Origin of the sequence: Helicobacter vulpis (genome assembly GCF_003660395.1) — a bacterium.
Classification (GTDB): domain Bacteria; phylum Campylobacterota; class Campylobacteria; order Campylobacterales; family Helicobacteraceae; genus Helicobacter; species Helicobacter vulpis.
Genome location: NZ_QXQT01000004.1, coordinates 36420 through 55540 on the forward strand (window position 1 = coordinate 36420; position 19121 = coordinate 55540).

Annotated in this window: 14 protein-coding genes; 7 read left to right on the forward strand and 7 right to left on the reverse strand. The window is 48.6% G+C overall.

Annotated features, from left to right (window positions below; all coding sequences use genetic code 11):
- Positions 1–2 precede the first annotated feature (2 nt).
- The 3 genes from pta to eno are packed head-to-tail and all read right to left on the reverse strand — an operon-like array spanning position 3 to position 3272.
- The gene (gene pta, locus EAO38_RS02155) at positions 3–1490 is read right to left on the reverse strand and encodes a phosphate acetyltransferase (protein ID WP_121020673.1); all 1488 of its coding nucleotides are present in this window, start codon (positions 1488–1490) and stop codon (positions 3–5) included.
- 28 nt (positions 1491–1518) lie between these two features.
- The gene (locus EAO38_RS02160; protein WP_121020675.1) at positions 1519–2007 is read right to left on the reverse strand and encodes a shikimate kinase; all 489 of its coding nucleotides are present in this window, start codon (positions 2005–2007) and stop codon (positions 1519–1521) included.
- Positions 2004–3272: a phosphopyruvate hydratase gene (eno, locus tag EAO38_RS02165; protein WP_121020677.1), complete on the reverse strand. Its 1269-nt coding sequence runs from the start codon at positions 3270–3272 to the stop codon at positions 2004–2006. Before eno ends, EAO38_RS02160 begins: the two co-directional genes overlap by 4 nt.
- 209 nt (positions 3273–3481) lie before the next feature.
- Between eno and EAO38_RS02170 the strand changes: the two genes are divergently transcribed.
- The 7 genes from EAO38_RS02170 (at position 3482) to EAO38_RS02200 (ending at position 12916) form a co-directional block, all read left to right on the forward strand.
- A complete protein-coding gene (locus EAO38_RS02170; RefSeq protein WP_121020679.1) occupies positions 3482–4666 on the forward strand; it encodes a thiolase family protein in 1185 nt (394 codons plus the stop codon).
- 14 nt (positions 4667–4680) lie between these two features.
- Positions 4681–5373, forward strand: a complete 693-nt coding sequence (locus tag EAO38_RS02175; protein WP_120955633.1) for a CoA transferase subunit A — start codon at positions 4681–4683, stop codon at positions 5371–5373.
- Positions 5374–5381: 8 nt separating this feature from the next.
- A complete protein-coding gene (locus tag EAO38_RS02180; protein WP_121020681.1) occupies positions 5382–5990 on the forward strand; it encodes a 3-oxoacid CoA-transferase subunit B in 609 nt (202 codons plus the stop codon).
- A 61-nt stretch (positions 5991–6051) separates the two neighbouring features.
- Entirely contained in the window at positions 6052–7962 is a 1911-nt protein-coding gene (locus EAO38_RS02185) for a hydantoinase/oxoprolinase family protein (RefSeq protein WP_121020683.1), read from the forward strand.
- 10 nt (positions 7963–7972) lie between these two features.
- Positions 7973–8392 (forward strand): acetone carboxylase subunit gamma, encoded by a 420-nt coding sequence (locus tag EAO38_RS02190; protein WP_121020685.1) that lies wholly within the window; start codon positions 7973–7975, stop codon positions 8390–8392.
- A 9-nt stretch (positions 8393–8401) separates the two neighbouring features.
- Positions 8402–10543, forward strand: a complete 2142-nt coding sequence (locus EAO38_RS02195) for a hydantoinase/oxoprolinase family protein (protein ID WP_121020687.1) — start codon at positions 8402–8404, stop codon at positions 10541–10543.
- A gap of 9 nt (positions 10544–10552) precedes the next feature.
- Entirely contained in the window at positions 10553–12916 is a 2364-nt protein-coding gene (locus tag EAO38_RS02200; protein WP_205588322.1) for a hydantoinase B/oxoprolinase family protein, read from the forward strand.
- A 27-nt stretch (positions 12917–12943) separates the two neighbouring features.
- Here EAO38_RS02200 and EAO38_RS02205 read toward each other — a convergent pair whose 3' ends face one another.
- Genes EAO38_RS02205 through EAO38_RS02220 form a run of 4 tightly spaced genes read right to left on the reverse strand, consistent with a single transcriptional unit; the run spans position 12944 to position 18531 of the window.
- Complete coding sequence (locus EAO38_RS02205; protein WP_121020689.1) at positions 12944–15127, reverse strand: DUF262 domain-containing protein; 2184 nt, start codon at positions 15125–15127, stop codon at positions 12944–12946.
- Positions 15127–16845 carry a DUF262 domain-containing protein gene (locus tag EAO38_RS02210; RefSeq protein ID WP_121020691.1) on the reverse strand — a complete coding sequence of 573 codons (1719 nt, stop codon included), beginning with the start codon at positions 16843–16845 and terminating at the stop codon, positions 15127–15129. Before EAO38_RS02210 ends, EAO38_RS02205 begins: the two co-directional genes overlap by 1 nt.
- Before the next feature lie 16 nt (positions 16846–16861).
- A complete protein-coding gene (carA, locus tag EAO38_RS02215; RefSeq protein WP_121020785.1) occupies positions 16862–17980 on the reverse strand; it encodes a glutamine-hydrolyzing carbamoyl-phosphate synthase small subunit in 1119 nt (372 codons plus the stop codon).
- On the reverse strand, positions 17980–18531 hold the full coding sequence (locus EAO38_RS02220; protein WP_121020693.1) for a DUF507 family protein: 552 nt from the start codon (positions 18529–18531) through the stop codon (positions 17980–17982). Before EAO38_RS02220 ends, carA begins: the two co-directional genes overlap by 1 nt.
- Between the last annotated feature and the right edge of the window lie 590 nt (positions 18532–19121).

A 19121-nucleotide genomic window follows, 5' to 3' on the forward strand; every position in this document is an offset into this window, starting at 1 on the left:
TTCTACTCCTGCGCTTGAATAGCGGTGATGATAATCGTGTTGATCACATCTTCTACCAAACAACCCCGACTTAAATCATTGACCGGTTTTTTAAGCCCCTGAAGCACAGGGCCGATGGCGAGAGTTTTAGCGGTACGTTGCACGGCTTTATAGGCGATATTGCCTGCGTCCAAATCTGGAAAAATAAAGACATTAGCTTGTCCAGCCACTGGACTTCCGGGCATTTTCTTAGCCCCTGTCTTGGCATCGATAGCCGCATCAAATTGCAAGGGTCCATCAATACATATGTTTTCATCCAAATGCCGCGCAATCTCTAAAGCTTCACGTACCTTATCCACATCTACCCCCTTGCCAGAAGTACCTGTAGAGTAGGAGAGCATGGCAATTTTGGGATCGATACCAAAACTCTTGGCCGTGCGCGCAGAACTCAGAGCAATATGGGCGAGCTCTTCAGCACTAGGATTAGGGTTGATCGCACAATCAGCAAAGACCAACACGCGCGTATCCAAACACATGAAAAACACGCTGGAGACTAAACTTACGCCCGTATGGAGTTTGATGGTTTGCAAAGCGGGGCGCACGGTGTCTGCGGTGGTGTGGGTTGCCCCAGAGACCATACCATCAGCATGCCCACTATACACCAGCATGGTCCCAAAGTAAGTAGGGGTCCTTACTAATTCTTGGGCTTCTTGCAAACTAAGTCCTTTGCTCTGGCGCAAGGCATAAAGGGTATTGGCAAAGCTATCTGTATATGGGGACGCGCTAGGGTCTAAGATTGTACATCCCTGTAAGTCAAGTCCTAAATCTTTAGCGTCTTGGGCAATCTTAGCGGGCTGACCCAGCAAGATAATCTTAGCTGCTTGGGTTTGGAGGATCGCGTGGGCAGCTTGCAAGATTCTAGCATCCTGACTCTCTGGCAAAACGATAGTTTTAAGCGCGCTTTTAGCGCGCCTGAGTAAACCCGCTTGAAAACGTACCGGGCTTAAGAGCGTGCTTTTGGCTTGCTGGATCGCTTGCAACGCCGGGCTGACATCTTGGGGCAATGCGTCCAAGTCCAAGACAACATGCCCGGTTTCACTCTTGGCATACCCATATGCAAAACTTACAGGATTGACAAGTCCAGCCTGCATAAGGCTAGAGCGCGCCAACGCACACGCGTGTGCGCCCCCCTGCACGGCGTTGATCACCACTATATTCAAATGTTGCGCGAGTCTGAGCGCGATGTTAGGGTCTAAGGCCTGCAAGCTCTCCAGTGCGCTAGCGCGCAATAATAAATAATCCTGCTGGGTTAAGCAACGCTCGTAAGTCTCTAGCCAAAGCCTAAAATCCCCCTTTTCTAACAAGGCGATGAGCTTAGGCACTTCCAGCCCCAAAGTGGCTTGTGCAATTTTAACACTTTTCTCTTGCGCTTCAAACATCGTCTGCAGACAGGCCAAGCTCTTTTCCTCCAGCGCACCACTTGGCGCGATGAGCAACATCCCACGACCCATGATCATCCTTTGTAGTAAAGTGGTGTTATTATAACTTATCTTGGTCCAAGACCTTTAAAATTTGCGCAACCACTTGGGGGGGGGGTTGGTTGGCGTTGATGGTGTATTGGGCTAGGTGCGCGTATAAAGGGGCGCGTTCTACGTAGAGTCTATAAAGGGCCTCCTTGCTTTTAAAAAGGGGGCGGCTTAGATCATCTTGTAATAGACGTGCGTGCAAGACTTCAAAATCTGCCTGCAAATAGCACACCACGCCTGCCCCCAGCGCGTTGTAAATAGGCATACCCCCCCCTGTGGCCACTACACAATGAGAGCGTGTGTCTAAGCCCGCGATGCATTGGGCTTCCAAATTTCTAAAATGCGCGCTACCATAGAGTGAGAAAATAGCGTCCACACTCAAGCCCACTTCTTGGCTAATGCGCACATCACTATCCACAAAATCATAGCCCAAACGCGTAGCCAACAACTCCCCTATGCAACTCTTCCCGCTCCCCATAAATCCGATGAGCCACACTGTCATCCAAAGACTTTATTGCCCAAATACTCTCCTTGTATTTCTTGAGCGATCTCTAACAAGCGGTTGTATTTCACAGTGCGTTCCCCTCTAGCCGGTGCGCCCGTCTTAATTTGGGCTGTGTTAAGCCCCACGGCGAAATCGGCGATAAAACTATCTTCACTCTCGCCACTGCGATGACTCATCACACAAGCATAACCGGCACGTTGCGCAAGTTGGATCGCCTCTAATGTCTGGGAAAGGGTGCCAATTTGGTTGGGCTTGATAAGAATCGCATTGGCCAACTTGCGCGCAATACCCTGTTCTAAAAGGGTTTTATTAGTAACAAAGAGATCATCGCCCACCAACTGAATTTTATGCCCTAAAGTGCTAGTGAGCTGCGCCCACCCCTCATAATCTTCCTCGCCTAACGCGTCTTCAATGGAGACAATGGGGTATTGGCGGCACAGCACGCTGTAATGTTCTATGAGCTCTTCACTTTCCAATTCTTTGTCTTCGCTATTGAGCGTGTAACGCCCCTGTGGGTTTAAAAGTTCGCTACTGGCGATGTCTAGAGCCAGCGCGATCTGCTCACCCGCCTTGTAACCAGCTTTTTCAATGGCTTTAAGCAGCCACTCTAAGGGTTCTGTATTGTTCTTAAAATGGGGCGCAAACCCTCCCTCATCGCCCACACCCACGCTATAGTCCGCCTCAGATAGCATCGCCTTGAGATAGTGATAGACTTCCACCCCCGCGCGCAGGGCTTCAGAGAAATTCTCAAACCCTAGAGGCATAATCATGTACTCTTGGAAATCCAGGCCATTATTAGCATGCGCACCCCCATTGATCACATTGAGCATGGGCACGGGCAGAATACGCGCGTTCAAACCCCCTAAGTAACGATAAAGGGGCAGGCGCAAGGATTGCGCGCTAGCGCGCGCCAAAGCCATAGACACGCCTAAAACCGCATTCGCACCCAAATGCGCGTAATTGGGCGTGTTGTCTAGAGCTAGCATGTGCGCGTCCGCCCCGGCTTGATCGTAGGGGTCTTTGTTCTGCAAGGCCGCATGGATATGTTGGTTGACAAAATTGCACGCCTGCAACACCCCCTTGCCCAAAAACCTAGAAGAGTCCCCATCTCTCAATTCTAGCGCCTCTCTCTTACCCGTACTAGCCCCACTAGGGACAATGGCTACGCCCACACTCCCATCACTGAGCACTACCTTAGCCTTTAGGGTGGGTTGAGCCCGGCTATCTAGGACTTGGCTGGCAGAAATTTGTGCGATATGCATCTCATTTTCCTTAAGTAATGTGGATGGGATTTTAGCAAAGTATTGTTATAATTTGGGGGATCAAAGGGTTAGAATCCCAAAATGCGTGTTTTATGCGCTAGTGTTACTAAATGTAAGTTGCGCCACACTTATTTGAGGCATTTAGAGATTTATTTACTAAAACCTTGTTATGGTGCAAGAGAATAACCCAAATCGTTCAAGAGGATAAAATGGCAACAGAAACAGAAGTTTACATTTACGGGGCTAAACGCAGTCCTATTGGCTCATTTAATGGGAGTTTGTCTAGCGTGCCGGCCACAACTTTGGGGAGTGTGGTGGGCGCACAAGCCCTGAAGGCTAGCGGATTTGATCCTAGCTTGGTAGATACCTGCATTGTGGGCAATGTGATCAGTGCCGGGCTCAAGCAAGCCCCTGCTAGACAGGTCGCCCTGAACGCCAATTTGCCCAAATCTGTGGGTTGCTTTTTGATCAACGAAGCCTGCGGGTCGGGTCTAAGAGCGGTGATGTTGGGCGCAGATAGCATCGCCCTAGGGCGGGCTCAAGTGGCTTTAGTGGGGGGGATTGAAAACATGAGTTTGGCTCCCCATTTGCTCATGAGCAGCAGGGGGGGCTTTAAAATGGGGGATGCTAAGTTAGAAGATAGCTTGTTTAAAGATGGTTTGTTAGATGCCTACCAACACGCCTTAATGGGGGATTTTGCCGAAGGGTGCGCTAAAAACCACCGCTTGAGTCGTGAAGAGCAAGACGCTTTTGCCAAGCATAGCTATGAAAAAGCCCTTAAGGCGCTTGAAACTAAGGCTTTTGATTCTGAAATCGTGCCCATTAGCGTTAAGGGCAAAAAGGGGGAGGTGCTGGTGAGCCTAGATGAGGAGCCAGGCAAGGTGGATTTTGCCAAGGGGTTAAAACTCAAACCAGCCTTTGATAAGGAGGGCACCATCACCGCCTTTAATGCGAGCAAGATTAGCGATGGGGCGAGCATGCTAGTCATTGCTAGCCAAGAGCTAGCCAAAGACACTTCTGCCAAACCCTTAGCCAAGATTGTAGATTACAATTCATTTAGCCATGATCCCCATCTCTTCCCCATCGCCCCCGCCCCAGCCATTCAAAAGCTTTTAGAGAAAAACCACAAACAAGCTAGCGACATTGATCTCTATGAGATCAGCGAGGCCTTTGCAGTGGTGGGGATTTTAACCCAAAGAGAGCTAGGGCTCAAGGACGCACAGGTCAATGTGCATGGCGGGGCAATCGCTTTGGGCCATCCTATTGGGGCTAGTGGGGCGCGTATTCTGACTACTTTAGTGCATGCCCTCCATACCCATGACAAACACTTGGGCGTGGCGTGTCTGTGCGTGGGCGGGGGCGAGGCGGTGGCCATGCTCATTGAGCGACTTTAAAAGAAGGGAAATGCATGAATAAGGTAGTGGGCAGTATTGAGGAGGCCATTGCGGGCGTGCAAGATGGCATGACCATCATGTTTGGGGGCTTTGGGCTGTGTGGCATTCCAGAAAACGCCATTTTAGCCCTCAGCAAAAGCGGGGTGAAAGACATCACCTGCATTTCTAATAACCCCGGGGTGGATGATTTTGGGCTGGGTCTGTTGGTCAAAAACAAGCAGATCAAAAAGATGATCGCTAGTTATGTGGGCGAAAACGCCACCTTTGAGCAACAATTCTTGGCCGGCGAAGTAGAAGTAGAATTTAATCCCCAAGGCACTTTGGCCGAGCGCATTAGAGCGGGGGGGGCGGGCATCCCGGGCTTTTATACCCCCACCGGGGTGGGCACCATCATCGCTGAGGGTAAGGAGCATAAAGAGTTTAACGGGCGCACTTATATTTTAGAAACCGCGCTCAAAGCGGATTTCGCCTTCATCAAAGCCCAAAAGGCGGATTCGTATGGCAATCTCATCTTCAATAAAACCGCCATGAATTTTAACCCTATGATGGCCAAAGCGGCCAAAGTGAGCGTGGTAGAGGTAGAAGAGATTGTAGAAATGGGCGCGCTAGATCCCAATTTCATCCATGTCCCCGGGGTGTATGTGGATCGCATTTTCAAGGGGAACTTTGAAAAGCGTATCGAACAACTCACCCTCAAAAAAGCATAGGAGCGAACATGGAAGCAGGCTGGAGTCGCGAGCAGATGGCGCAAAAAGCGGTAGAGGACATTAAGGACGGGTATTCTATCAATCTGGGCATTGGGATCCCTACTTTGGTGGCTGATTTCATCCCTAAGAATATCCGCGTGATGTTGCAAAGTGAAAATGGGATGCTTGGCATGGGGCCTTTTCCTACGCAAGAACAAGTTGATGCGGATTTGATCAACGCGGGCAAACAGACGATCACACAGGGCGTGGGGGCGAGCTATTTTAGCTCGGCCGAGAGCTTTGCGATGATTAGGGGTCAGCACATTGACTTGACCATTCTAGGGGCGATGGAGGTTTCTGCACAAGGGGACTTGGCTAGCTGGATGGTGCCGGGCAAACTGGTTAAAGGCATGGGCGGGGCGATGGATCTGGTGGCGAGCGCGAAAAAAGTGATTGTGCTGATGCAACACACCGATAAAAAAGGCAATTGTAAGTTAGTTAAAGAGTGCTCATTGCCCCTAACAGGGCCTAAATGCGTCTCTAAGGTGATCACCAATTTAGGGGTGTTTGCCATTAAGGAAGGGAAGTTTATCCCCATAGAGTTGGCTCCGGGTGTGCAGAGCGCACCCCTGCCTTAAAGGAGGTGGCGCACAGGTGAAGCCTTATGGATTTGATCAAACCCCAACAAAAGGAGCTATCTTGAAATACTTGGTCAATTTGGACAATGGTGGCACGCTGACAGATATTTGCGTGGTGAGCGGCTCAGAGGTGAGCTATACCAAAACTCTCACCACCCCTGTGGACTTGTCAGAATGCTTTTTTAAGGGTATCACCAAGGCAAGCGAGGAGATTTATGGCAAGGACGGGTTTACCAAATTGCTACACACCACCGAGCTTATCCGCTATTCTTCTACACAGGGTACAAACGCTTTAGTAGAAAGAAAGGGGCCCAAACTAGGACTCATCACCGATGATGAGCATTTGCAGGTCAAACTCACCAAAACCCCCCACCAGCAAGATTTATTTGAAAGCCTTGTGGGTACCCGTTTGGCGCTCTTGCACAATATCCACGACCCCCATAAAATGGAGAGTGAATTGGTGAGCGCGGTCAATACTTTGACCAATAAGGGTGCAGAACGGCTTGTTGTGGCCATCAAGGATAAGAATTTAGAAAAAGAATTTAAACATGTCTTTTTATTGCAATTCCCTAGGCATTTGCTAGGCTCTGTGCCCGTGCTCTTTTCTTGGGAATTTACCAACGACACCAGTCGGGTACGCCGCATTTGGTCGGCCTTGCTCAATAGCTTTTTACACCCGACTATGGAGCGTTTTTTATACTCTGCAGAACACCGCCTCAAAGCCCATAAAGTGAAAAACCCCTTACTCATTTACCGCAATGATGGGGCTTCTTCGCGAGTGGCCAAATCTGTCGCGCTCAAAACCTACTCTTCGGGCCCTAGGGGGGGGATTGAGGGCACAAAAGCCCTAGCTAAGGCCTATGGCTTTAAGCATGTCTTGATGGTGGATGTGGGGGGTACCACCTCAGATGTGGGCGAGGTGGAGGCCTATAGGATTAAAACCGAGCGGCGCGGGTCTGTGGAGGGGATTCAGATCTCCTTTGAACTCAGCGATGTGAAATCTTTTGGCGTGGGCGGGGGTTCGATCTTGCGCATAGATGACAAGGGGGCTATCACTGTGGGTCCAGATAGCGTGGGGGCCGCACCCGGGCCAGCCTGCTTTGGCTTTGGGGGGAGCGAGGCGACTATGACGGATGTGAATGTGGCTTTGGGTGTCATCGATCCGGATACCTATTTGAATGGGCAACAAAAACTAGATAAACAACGCGCCATTCAAGCCATCACCGAGAAGATCGCCAAACCTTTGGGCCTGAGCTTGGAAAAAGCCTTGTTTGCTCTAGAAGAGGCCTATGGGGAGCATTTGGCCGCATGTCTAAAAGAACATGTGCAAAAAGACACGGTGCTAGCTGCCTTTGGAGGCGGGGGACCTATGAGCGCGTGTTTGGCCGCGCGCAAAGCGGGGATCAAGCGCGTGATCGTACCCAAACTCGCCGCAGTGTTCTCTGCTTATGGAATCAGCTTTTCAGATGTGGCGCAAACTTTTGAGCGCGACATCACCGGTTTGAACAAGTCTGAAATTGAGACGATTCAAGCCCAAATGCATGAGCAAGCAAGACGGCACATGTATCAAGAGGGCTATAATTGGAGCGAGTGCAAGCATGAGTGGAAGGTGATTGTGGAGAACGCCGATGGTTCTGAAAACCATGTAACCCACTTGGAGGACACCGCTCAGATCAACAAGGATCAAAAGCGCATTTTAGCCTACCATGTGCGTTACGAACTCTCACATCCCAGTTTGCGCGCCAGCCTACCCAGACACACCACCCCGGCTAGAGTGAGCAGCAGTCGCGAGGTGATCGAGGAGAATGGACCACACCACAATCCAGTGGTGATGTTGCTAGAGCAAAAAACCGGCGCGCACATGGAGGGCCCGGCCATTGTGGAGGGCCCTTTTTTCACCGCTAGGGTACCAGAGGGCTGGAGTCTGTTCGTCACAGACAATGGCGATTTGATTTTAGAAGACAACGCTTAAGGAGTAAAGCATGCGCGTTCCCATGACAGAATACCTAATGATCGATCTCAATAGCGAGAGATGGCTATGCCGCATTTGTGGGCATGATTTTGGCAGCGCTAGGGACACCTACAAAAAAGGCACTCTCATTTACGATCGCAACCCGGAGGAGATTCACCCCCCCATCTTAGACCCCAAACGCTACCAATACACCTTTTCTCCCGATCCCAAATTCTGCCGGATCTATGAATACTACTGCCCCACCTGCGGGACCCAAATTGAAACCGAGTATGTCCCCCCCCACTACCCCCCCACCATTGACATGCTTTGGGACATTGACGACCTCAAAAGGCGTTGGAAAGAAATTGGAGAAAACCCAGAAACCTCTGTGCATTATGGGCCCGGCGAGAACGCCCAAGCCGATTTGCGCGCCAAGTTTGATAAAAAGTAAGGAGCTGGCATGAAACGCATTTCTGTAGACATTGGCGGGACTTTCACGGATTGTTTCTTTGCATGGGATGGAAAATACATTGAATCCAAATCCTTGACCACCCACCATAACCTCTCTTTGGGCTTTAACTCTGCCTTGGATAATGCCTGCAAAATGGCCGGGCTCACCCGCGAACAGGTGCTCAAAGAAGTGGATAGCGTGCGTTATGCGACCACTTTGGGTACGAACGCCTTGATTGAGGGCAAGGGTCCGCGCGTGGGTGCGATTGTAACGCACGGCTTTGAGGACACCATCCACCTATCAAGAGGTAAGGGCTATGGGGAGGGCTTAGATGTTACCGAACAGGGCAATATGCCCAATGCGCAACGCCCCGATCCGATTGTGCCACGGCGCATGGTGCGCTCTGTCAAAGAGAGGGTGGATAGCGTGGGCGAAATTTTAGTGCCTTTGCAAAAAGAAGATGTCAGAAAGCAGGTGCGCGATTTGGTGGATAATGGCGCGCAAGCCATTGTGGTTGCGCTCACCAACGCCACAGAGAACCCCAGCCATGAGCAACTCGTGCTAGAAACCATTTTAGAGGAGTACCCTGCTCACGAACTGGGCGCAATCCCGGTGATTTTGAGCTCGCAGGTCTCTGGGCGCAAGGGTGAGTATGTGCGCGCCAACACCACTATCATTGATGCCTTTCTCTATGAAATCATGTTCCATGCCCTAAGCCAGCTGAGCTCCAACCTGCGCGATAGCGGGTATGGCAAGCCCATGCTGGTGATTCACAATAGCGGGGGGATGGCACAGAGCAACTCCACCGATAGCTTGCAAACCATCCACTCCGGACCAGTGAGTGGGGTGAGCGCCTCCCAGCACCTCTCAGAGACCACAGATATTGGTAATGTGGTGTGTATGGACATGGGCGGGACTTCCTTTGACATTGGGATTTTGCCCAAAGGGGGAGTGAAGCACTACGACTTCCAGCCCGTGATTTGCCGTTGGCTAGTAACTCTGCCCATGATTCACCTCAACACTCTAGGGGCAGGGGGAGGATCGATTGCCACCTACGATCGCATCCATAAGGCGGTTAAAATTGGCCCAGAGAGTGCCGGCTCTGACCCCGGCCCTGCTTGCTACGATCGTGGGGGGCTTAACCCCACAGTAACCGATGCGGACTTGTTGCTAGGCTACCTTGACCCTGACAACTACGCCAACGGGGTGATCAAACTCAATCCCAAGCGATCTAAATTTGTCATTGAGGACAAGCTTTGCGACCCGCTGGATTTGGATGTCATTGAGGTGGCTAAGGTCATCAAGCGCACCGTGGATGAGCAAATGGCCATTGGCATTGAAATGGAGCTTAGAAAGAATGGAGGCAATGTAGACGAGTTTACCATGGTGGCTTATGGGGGCAATGGCCCCTTGCATGCCTGTGGGATCGCCTACCATGCGGGGATTTCTAAAATCTTGTTCCCTCCCTTTGCCTCTGTGTTTTCCGCTTTGGGAGCGGGCAATATGAAACCCTTGCACATCCATGAGAGGAGCGGTTATATCGTGCTTTACGAGCCCATTGAGCGCAAACTCTTTGATGAATACGAGCGCATGAACGAATACATTGAGGAGTTAGAAAGACGGGGCAAGGAGGACTTGCGCCGTCAGGGTTATGACATCTCTGGCGTGCAACACCGCTTAGAGATGGATATGCGCTATGGCAACCAACGCGTTACGACCTCTGTGGTGCTAGACATCAACCGCTTTAACCATGTGGGCGATGTCTTGCGCGCGATTCGCACCTTCTCAGATGTCTATGCCAAACGCTATGGCAAGGGGGTAGAAGCCCCCGAGGCGGGCGTGCGCGTACAAACCGTGCGCGTGGCGACCTTCATTGAAACCGATGTGGTGCATTTTAAAGAACTCTACACCGATCGCAAGCGCACCGTGCCTAGCGCTAAGAGCCACCGCAAGGTGCACTATGTAGACGAAAAAGAGCCCATTGAAACCCCCATCTATGATGAAAGCGTGCTGACAGCCGACTATGTGATCCACGGGCCTGCCATCATCACTACTAAGAGCACCACCTATTTGGTGGAGAAAAACTGGCGCATCGAACCCACCCCACAAGGGGCGGTTTGGTTGCTCAAAGACAATGTGAACGCAAAATAAGGAGACACCATGCCAACTAATAAAGGAACCCATGTAGAGGCCCACAAACACCCCCATGCCCACAGCCACCACAGCCACTCCCATACAAAAAAAGAATTGAGCGCGGAGGAACAAGCATGGGTGGATGATTTTATGAACGAAACCACCCTCTTTTTAGGCCCTGATCCAAAAATCATGCGCCACCACTCCATTGCCAAGCGCACGCCCCTAGAAGAAGAAGTGCTTAAAAAAGGAGGCAATCCCTTGCTTTACGATCGGATTCGCCGCCGACTGAGCGGGTCGCTCGATGAAGCCTTTGAGATGTGTGAGAGCATGGGGGCAGCCCCGGGGGCCAAATGGGCGGATTTGTCCGTAGCGGTCTATACAGCAAGCGGGGATGTGTGCTACATGTCCAACCGTGGGGTGATCGCCTTTGCGGCTGTCTTGCACCATCCTATTCGCTATATCATGAAATATTGGAAGGACGAACCCACCGTGGGGATTCATCCCGGGGATGGTTTCTTCCACAATGACGCGCGCTTTGGGTGCGTGCACAACACGGATCAATCCATGCTCACCCCGGTGATTAGAAATGGTGAGATCATCGCTTGGGTGGGCGCGACCATTCACGAGGGCGAAAATGGGGCGTGTGAGCCCGGGGGGATGCCTTCAGGCTCAGAAACCCCCTTTGATGATGGTCTGCGCGGGAGTCCGATGAAGATCGTCGAGCGGGGCAAATTGCGCCGCGACTTGTTAACTTTCTTACAGCACTCCACGCGCGATCCAAAGCTGATGCTGGCTGACATTAAGGTCAAAATGGGGGCGGTGCGCCGAGTCATGGACATTGTGGATCGCATGATCGATGAGTACGGGATTGACGCCTTTGTGGGGGCGATTCGCATGACCGTGGAGGATGTAGAAAATGAAGTGCGCCGCCGCATTGCCGCTATGCCCGATGGCATGGTGACCGTGGAGCAATTTGTCGACTCCACGCTCAAAGAAAATATCTTGATCAAGTTCGCTTGTAAAATCACAGTCAAGGGCGATCACATGACCGTGGATTTGAGGGGCTCGGGCAAAGAGATCATCAACCGCGCCATCAATTCGCCCCTAGCTTCTACCAAGGCCTTTTTCGCCCAAGCGATCTTAAACCACTGGTGGCCCGACTTGCCCCGCTCCACGGGCGCGCTCTCTCCCATTGAGATCATCTCAGATGAAGGCACTTGGGGGGATTGCTCTTATGACGCGCCCAATGGGCAGAACTTGCAAGCTTCTTTTAGGGCGTTTAGCGCGTTGCAAATCGCTTATGCTAAATTGCAATTCTCCATGCACACCAAGTACGCCAATGTCCTAGCCCCTTGGTTTAACCAGATCAACGACTTTTTATGGGGCGGGGAAACCCAACATGGCGAACAGGTGGGCAATCTGTGCGCGGACTTGAATGGCATGGGCGGGGGGGCAAAAGCCTTTAGAGATGGCGAGGACGCGGTCGCCCCGCTTTTCTGTGCGATGGCAGACATTGGCGAACAAGAGGTGATGGAAGAGGAAGTGCCCTTTTTGCAATTAGTCAGCAAGCGCGTGGTGCGCGACAACCAAGGCTTTGGCAAGTACCGAGGGGGCATGGGCTATGAAATGATTGTCGCCGCACGCAACACGCCGGAATGGGGCTTTATGACCGTTACCTCTGGGGCGAAGTTTTCTAGTGTCCCCGGACTCTTTGGGGGCTATGGGTGTGCGACTTACCCCTTAGCGATGGTCAAGGGGATCAATATCTTTGAGATCATCAAGAAAAATCCCGAAGAGTTTGACCTGTCTATGGAGCGGGTGATGAATGAACGCCCCTTTAAGGGCGGGGTTTATACCACCTACCACATGGGCTTGCAATTTGACCGCTCCCAAGAGGGCGAATTGTATATGATCGCCCAAGGCTGTGGGGGCGGCTATGGAGATGTGTTGGAGCGCGACCCTGAGATGGTCATGGAGGATTTGCAAATTGGGCGCATTTCTGAGCATGTCGCCTCCAACATCTATAAGGTGGTTTGGAATAAAGAAACCTTTGTGGTGGATGTGGAGGCCACGAACAAATTGCGCGCCGATGAGCGCAAAGCGCGCCTCAAAAGGGGCTTGCCCTATGACGAGTTTGTCAAAAAGCATGTCAAGGACGAGCCACCCAAAGACCTTTACTATTATGGCTCTTGGGGTGAGGAGAACCCAGAAGAGTTGATCGCCACCGTGTGGGATCACCACGGGCCCAAACGCATTAAAGGCAAGCTTAAAGACATCCCCCTAGTGGTGATGCCTAATCGCCATGTGGTCAAGATCGCGCAATTAGAAAAGCGCGTAGAGGAATTAGAGATCAAGTACGAGGGGGGGGTAAAACCCAAGTTGGTTTAGCCCAGTTTAACCCCGCTTCAAGCGGGGCTAAACCCCTAAGTTTTTTAACACCCGATCAAAAGAACTAAATACATTGCTTAGATCGATAGGATAACTCTCCTTACCAATGTGAATCGTTTTATTTTGGCTATCTGCACAAACGCGTTTGTTATGGATTTTAAAGTGGGTGCTTTTGGGGTAGTTTTTCTCTTTATTGTCATTAATGTATGGACTGAGCCCAGCAATATTTTTTTCTTGGCAATAGAGATAAAAGCCAAAGCCTAGTAAATCAAGAGCCGTGCTGTAAAAAAGCTTTGTCCCATTGCAAAGAAATACCCTTATCATCACGCTATCACGCCATTCAAAAGCGATTCTACGGCTTCTTGGGGCAATGTCTTTTTTGGCATTCACAAATTCAAATAACCCTTTTTGTTTGATCAAAAGCTGATCCCACCACCCCCTCTGTAAAAATGCGTTGCTGTTGGTGTAGTCCTTCCAAAAATTACGCATTTTCTTTTCTAAGTCCCCCGCTCCGCTCAATTTATCCAAGAATGTTTTAAAGTAGGGGAGTCCCGTATTGAAACTTCCCTCTAAAAGATCATGGATTGCCTCGCGATCTAAAAAGTGCTGGGTGGGGTTGTTGCCATAAAAGTAGTTGGTGTAATAAAAGCTATAATTCCCCACACATAAAAACGCCCTTTGGAATAGGGCGAAGTGTTGGTCTAAAAAATCCTCATTATAAATTTGCATGGTGAGCGTGGCGTATTGTTGGAACTTCTCTAGGTTGGGAGAGTTGTAGTTAGAGTTTTTGTTAAATGTGGCTTTTTCATCAAAATGCGCATCGCTAAAGTTAAGCAAAAAATCCACCCAACCACGCAAAAATTCATGATCGCTGGTTGCATTGAGGATTGCCTCCCACCCTTGCTTAGTTTGGCGATCTTGTAAGATCAGGCGGGCTTTGCGCACTTCAAGGGCGTAAATGCCAGAGTGGAAGTTATGGGTGGGGTTTTGGTCTAAAAAGTGGTAAATATCCTGCGCCCCGGGGGCGATAAAACTGAACAATTGCCCAAAACTCTTAAGGTTTGTAGGGTCGCCCAAGCGGTGGTTTTCAATGAAATGCTTACACACCCGCCAATAATCTTGGAAGGCTTTTTGACTAGGCTTTGGGCAGTGCTTGGCTAAAGCCAACAAAGCAAAGAAGTAAGCGATCTTTTTATATTCTAAAATCCCATACTCCACCCTGCCTTCTTCTGTCCTTAAATGGAAAAACGCGGCGTTGATATTGAAAAAATCCTGGGCATGATGGATTACTAGCAAATCCATCGCGTGATCTAAGGTTTGGATGTGTTGCAACTCTTGCAAGGGCGCGTAAAACGCATTGATGGGCTTATTGGGGTTGATAGCTTCGCTGATGTCTTCTCTAGTGCTCTTGCTCTCCAAACTGAAAAAGACATTGGCGTAATGCAAAAAACACAAGCCCCGATTGTCTAAATTATTAGGCTTCCCCTCAAAAAAATAATCGCTCCATTTATTATCTATACTTTCTAGTAGGCTAGCTGGTATATTTTGCTTGGCTTCCATAAAGGCTTTTAGGTTTTCGTAGGCACTAAGTTGTCTGCCTCGGGCGTTCATCTTAATGTACAGTTCCTCGCCCAATTTAAAGTCTTCCATGTCAAAGACAGTAAAGGTGATGCACTCCAAGTGTTCTAGGGTGATGTTGGGGCATTCTTTATATTGCGCATGGATTAAATCTAGCATGCGCAACATGGCCTTAACGGTGGGGTCGTTGTCTGAATCGTCTTTCCCTACAATAATTCCTCCCATATTTTTAATGGTTTGGCTGGGAGTTTGGTCATCAAGCTTGAAATCTTTCTTGATAAGGTTTTGGCAAAAATCCTTAGAGCCAAGACGGGTAGCGTAAGTGAATTTGGCAAGCAAGGCGCGCACCCCATTTAGTTGATTGGCTCTCTTGCAGCAATAAAAATACAAGAGCCAAAGCGTGGTTAAGCGTTGTTGCCCATCAATGGGGATAAAACAAGTCTGTTCTTTATAGCCATAAATAAAATCTAGGTGCAAGTCTTGCCCTGTTTGCAAGGTGTTAAAGAGAACTTCTAAAAAGGCGTTGGCGGTGCTCTCTTGACTCTTGCGCCCTTGTGCGTAGTCTCTTTGCAACATGGGAACTTTGACTGCCTTGTAAGTTTGTAAAAATGTTTTAAGAGAAAAGACTTGCATTAGACCTCCAAATACTTGTGAAGATATTTTTTAATTTCTTCCAAGTAGTCTTTTTGATCGGCTCTAGTGAAGACATTGGGGTTGTCTTTTTCCTTAGAAAACTCTTTGTTAAAGACCCTTTGGGTAGTGATGGGGATTAATCTATCTTGTTTCTGCAGTTCTTGGATTTCTGCGCGCTTGTGGCTGAAAATTAAATTGCCTATTTGGCTATTGGCGCGTCTGTCTAGCAGAGTGAGGTTAGAAATGCGGTGTAAATTCTCATCATCTTCAAAATTTTGATCAATGCGCTTAAACAAGACCTCTAAATCTAAATTTTTTAAAGAAGTGTTTTTAAGTTGCTCTAAAGTCCCTTGGATTTCTTTTTTGAGCTCTGAATCATCCTCTATATGTTTTTTCACCTCTTCAAGCCATGCAACCACCTCATCTTTTTGCTCTTGAGCAATGTTCTTAGCAATGCTTTGGGAGTTTTGTGCGTAAATGTGTTCTAAACTCCATCTCTCCAAAACAAAGCGGTTAAATCTAAAACACTCCGCCATTTGCTGATCAATGAGGTATGCTAAATTAAAGAGTACAAGCAGAGTTTGCAATTTCCTCTTATCGCTAGAATATTGCAGATCTTCTATCTCCCTCATCTCGCCTTTCTTTTTTTGCAAACATGCACGGGCTCTCCTTTTCGCTTCTGCAAATAAAAATGCAGCAAACCTATCGTTATAGCTATCTTCTAGCCATGTTTTATAGATTGCGTAAATATCTGCTCCCTCCAATATCAAAAACCCTAGATGATGGAAAATCTCCCGGTCTGGTTTGTTTTTAGACGCAAAGCCAGAAAGGGTGGCTATAGCATCTTTGAGCCGATCCCACTCCTCTTCTATGCCCTCTTGACCTTTTTCTTGGTAAATATGGTAAAAATGTTCCAACAAATAGCGATCCTTGCCCGTTGGTTTAACAATGGCTTTTAAATAAATTTCTATTCTCTGGATGTCATCACGCAAAAATCCATCTTTTAAGATGTCTTTTTCATGGACAGGGCTCAAAACACAGTAGATGAAATCCTGCTCGGCGCGGGTTGTCTTTTCGCAATGATACCAAGCTTGTGATCTCTCTATAAGCGTATTTACATCCTCACCTAAATCCTTACTTAAAAATAAGGCTTTGATGATTTCTGTTTCCATTAAAGGGATTTTACCACTATTGAGTCGTCTAAAAACCTCATTTTCATCATCCTGTGTTTCATACCAAAGCACCACACACTCATCGAGCAAAGTTTTTAGGAAGGCTTGCTTATCTTGTTCTTTTTCCTTAAAGAACTTTTGGATGGTTTGGTAAGCCTTGACAAAATGGTAAAAATCAATATTATCTTTTTGATCGGGATTTTCATGAGCAATATTTTCTAAAAACTCCGCGCTCTGCGGGCGGGTTTGGTAGGCGATTTTAAAGTGGCTTCTGCCTTCTAAAAACTCAATGATCAAAAAGATCGTGGTTAGGCGTTGTTGCCCATCGATCACGCGAAACCTATCTCCCTCTTTTTGCACCACTACAGGTTGCAAGCAATAAAACTTTGCACCCTTGGGGTTATCCTTAAAATCCTTAATGTCTTGCAATAAATCCCCCACCTCCTGATCTGTCCAGCGATACCCTCTTTGGTAACTGGGGACGAAAAAATTAAGATTAGCCAGCTGTTCAATGGAGCGCAAATTCTCAGTATTGCCTGTTGGCATAGTTATCCTTTACAGCTTAATTTGCCAGCACGAGACGGGCGAATTCTTGGAAAATATAATTCCCATCGCTAGGCCCTGGCCCGGCCTCAGGGTGGTGTTGCACGGAGAGAATGGGGTGATTGTGGTAGGCCAAGCCCTCAATCGTGCCATCAAAGAGATTAGTATGCGTGATTGTGGCAATACGCGTGATGCTCTCTGGCACGCAATAATTATGGTTTTGTGCGCTGATCTCAATGCGCCCTGTGGCATGGTTTAGCACGGGGTGGTTGCTCCCATGATGGCCAAATTTGAGTTTATAAGTGGAGTAACCATGCGCTAAACTTAAAAGCTGGTGGCCTAGACAAATTCCACATAAAGGAACGCGCGCCTCAACGAGACGGGCGATCTGGACAGTCGCTTCCTTGAGTTTGAGCGGATCGCCCGGCCCATTAGAGAGCAAGACCCCCTTGATCTCCCCGCGCTTGTAATCCTCCAACAACGCACCAGCCTTACTCTCATGTCCATAGAGGCGCACGCCTAGACCCACTGCGCTTAAGTGGCGTAAGATACTGCGCTTGACTCCAAAATCTAGCACCCCGATAATGGCTTGGGCGCGTTCTGAAGGCTGGTAATCTAGGATGTCAAAATTATAGCGTCCTTGAGTGGGAGGAGTAGCCTTGTTAGAAACCATGGGAATGACATTTATATCGCGCAAAGGGGGCGCGTTGTGTAAAATTTTTGCCAGTACACTTTTCTCCACAGGAGTACTGGAGATGGCTGCCTGCATCGCCCCCTCATCGCGCAACATCCCCACCAGTGCGCGCGTATCCACCCCGCAAATCCCAAGTACTCCCCTAGCTTGTAACCACGCCCCTAGACTCTCTTGGGCTCTAAAATTAGAATAACGCGTGGGGGTGTGGCGCACCAAAACCCCTAAGCAACAGCTAGAAGACTCGTAATCCTGTCTATTCACACCCACGATGCCCACCTCTGGGGCACTAAAAACCACAAATTGTCCGTAGTAACTTGGATCGCTGATGATCTCCTCATACCCGCTCATCGCTGTGTTAAAAACCGCTTCCCCAACAACAACCCCCTCAGCCCCAAAACTTTGTGCCTCTAGGAATACTCCATTTTCAAATAGGATAGATGCCATCACAAAAAGCCCTTGCGGCGCAATTCTTCTTCATACATGCGTTCGAATACCAACTCATAAGCATCGCTACCTACGGGTAATTTACGTTTGTAATGTTTGATCTTCTCGGCCACCTCTAGCTCAATGCTCTCATAGAGTTTGGCATACGTGTCCATAGACCTGAAAATCACATTGCGAATGCGGTTTTCAGAGACAGAGAACATGATGAGATCGGCCTCCAAGATGTCCTCTAAGATCGCGTGCGAAAGGGCGTTACAACGATCCTCCCAACCCAGCACAAATTCCGCCTTTATAGCTAATTTTTTTTTGATTTGCCAAAATAAATGCCTCTCATCAATACGCATAAATTCAATTTCATCTAGATGATCCTCTAAAAGTTCGCGGGCGCGTTCATCTAGGCGCGCCTCTTGGGCAATATTCTCTTGCAATGTGCGCTCGATGATCTGAGTGAGTTCCTCAAGCGTCCCTTTTAACTCCAGCAAGGGTGAGCGCACTAAATCTTGGGCTATTTTAGAAATCATGTAGCCGACATGGTTAGGTTTTAATCTCATCTGCGCCATCCTCAAAATTAGGTGTTGATTCTAATGGATTTTTACTCAAAAATCACTAAAGTAACGTATCTTCCGCTATATTGATGCATGCAAGTCTTTCTTATTTTAAGAACGAGGGGGGCTTTTTTTAGCGTACTGAGATTTTTTGCGCCTCCAAAATACTCACATTCCCCTTAAGTCGCCCCCCCTAAGCTTTCTTACTCTATAATGCAGCTTTGCCAAAGTTAAAGCACTCAAAAGAGCTTAAACTCCAAGCGCAACGATCTTTGACATCCAAGCAAGAGAGTCTTGTAGCCAAGTTTGTTTTTGTTTTGTTTTGGCTTTAAGGACTCTAGTTTTGACACAACTTGTCTAATAGAGTAACTTAATTTTGTGGCGTGGAGAAATCCACAACACAAGAGCCAGTTTGGGATTTAAACTTAACTTTATGGAGAGTTTGATCCTGGCTCAGAGTGAACGCTGGCGGCGTGCCTGATACATGCAAGTTAAACGATGAAGCCTAGCTTGCTAGATTGTTGAGTTGACCTCCAACTCTTTCAATGTTTAATATGAAATATAAGATTAATATAATTACGATGATGGGTTCCTTG

Excerpts from the sequence above, each read along its gene's own strand:
- eno (WP_121020677.1), bottom strand. The coding sequence starts at position 3,272 with ATGCATATCGCACAAATTTCTGCCAGCCAAGTCCTAGATAGCCGGGCT.
- carA (WP_121020785.1), bottom strand. The coding sequence starts at position 17,980 with ATGGCATCTATCCTATTTGAAAATGGAGTATTCCTAGAGGCACAAAGT.
- EAO38_RS02170 (WP_121020679.1), top strand. The coding sequence starts at position 3,482 with ATGGCAACAGAAACAGAAGTTTACATTTACGGGGCTAAACGCAGTCCT.
- EAO38_RS02210 (WP_121020691.1), bottom strand. The coding sequence starts at position 16,845 with ATGCCAACAGGCAATACTGAGAATTTGCGCTCCATTGAACAGCTGGCT.
- EAO38_RS02220 (WP_121020693.1), bottom strand. The coding sequence starts at position 18,531 with ATGAGATTAAAACCTAACCATGTCGGCTACATGATTTCTAAAATAGCC.
- pta (WP_121020673.1), bottom strand. The coding sequence starts at position 1,490 with ATGGGTCGTGGGATGTTGCTCATCGCGCCAAGTGGTGCGCTGGAGGAA.
- EAO38_RS02180 (WP_121020681.1), top strand. The coding sequence starts at position 5,382 with ATGGAAGCAGGCTGGAGTCGCGAGCAGATGGCGCAAAAAGCGGTAGAG.
- EAO38_RS02160 (WP_121020675.1), bottom strand. The coding sequence starts at position 2,007 with ATGACAGTGTGGCTCATCGGATTTATGGGGAGCGGGAAGAGTTGCATA.
- EAO38_RS02190 (WP_121020685.1), top strand. The coding sequence starts at position 7,973 with ATGCGCGTTCCCATGACAGAATACCTAATGATCGATCTCAATAGCGAG.
- EAO38_RS02200 (WP_205588322.1), top strand. The coding sequence starts at position 10,553 with ATGCCAACTAATAAAGGAACCCATGTAGAGGCCCACAAACACCCCCAT.
- EAO38_RS02205 (WP_121020689.1), bottom strand. The coding sequence starts at position 15,127 with ATGCAAGTCTTTTCTCTTAAAACATTTTTACAAACTTACAAGGCAGTC.
- EAO38_RS02195 (WP_121020687.1), top strand. The coding sequence starts at position 8,402 with ATGAAACGCATTTCTGTAGACATTGGCGGGACTTTCACGGATTGTTTC.
- EAO38_RS02175 (WP_120955633.1), top strand. The coding sequence starts at position 4,681 with ATGAATAAGGTAGTGGGCAGTATTGAGGAGGCCATTGCGGGCGTGCAA.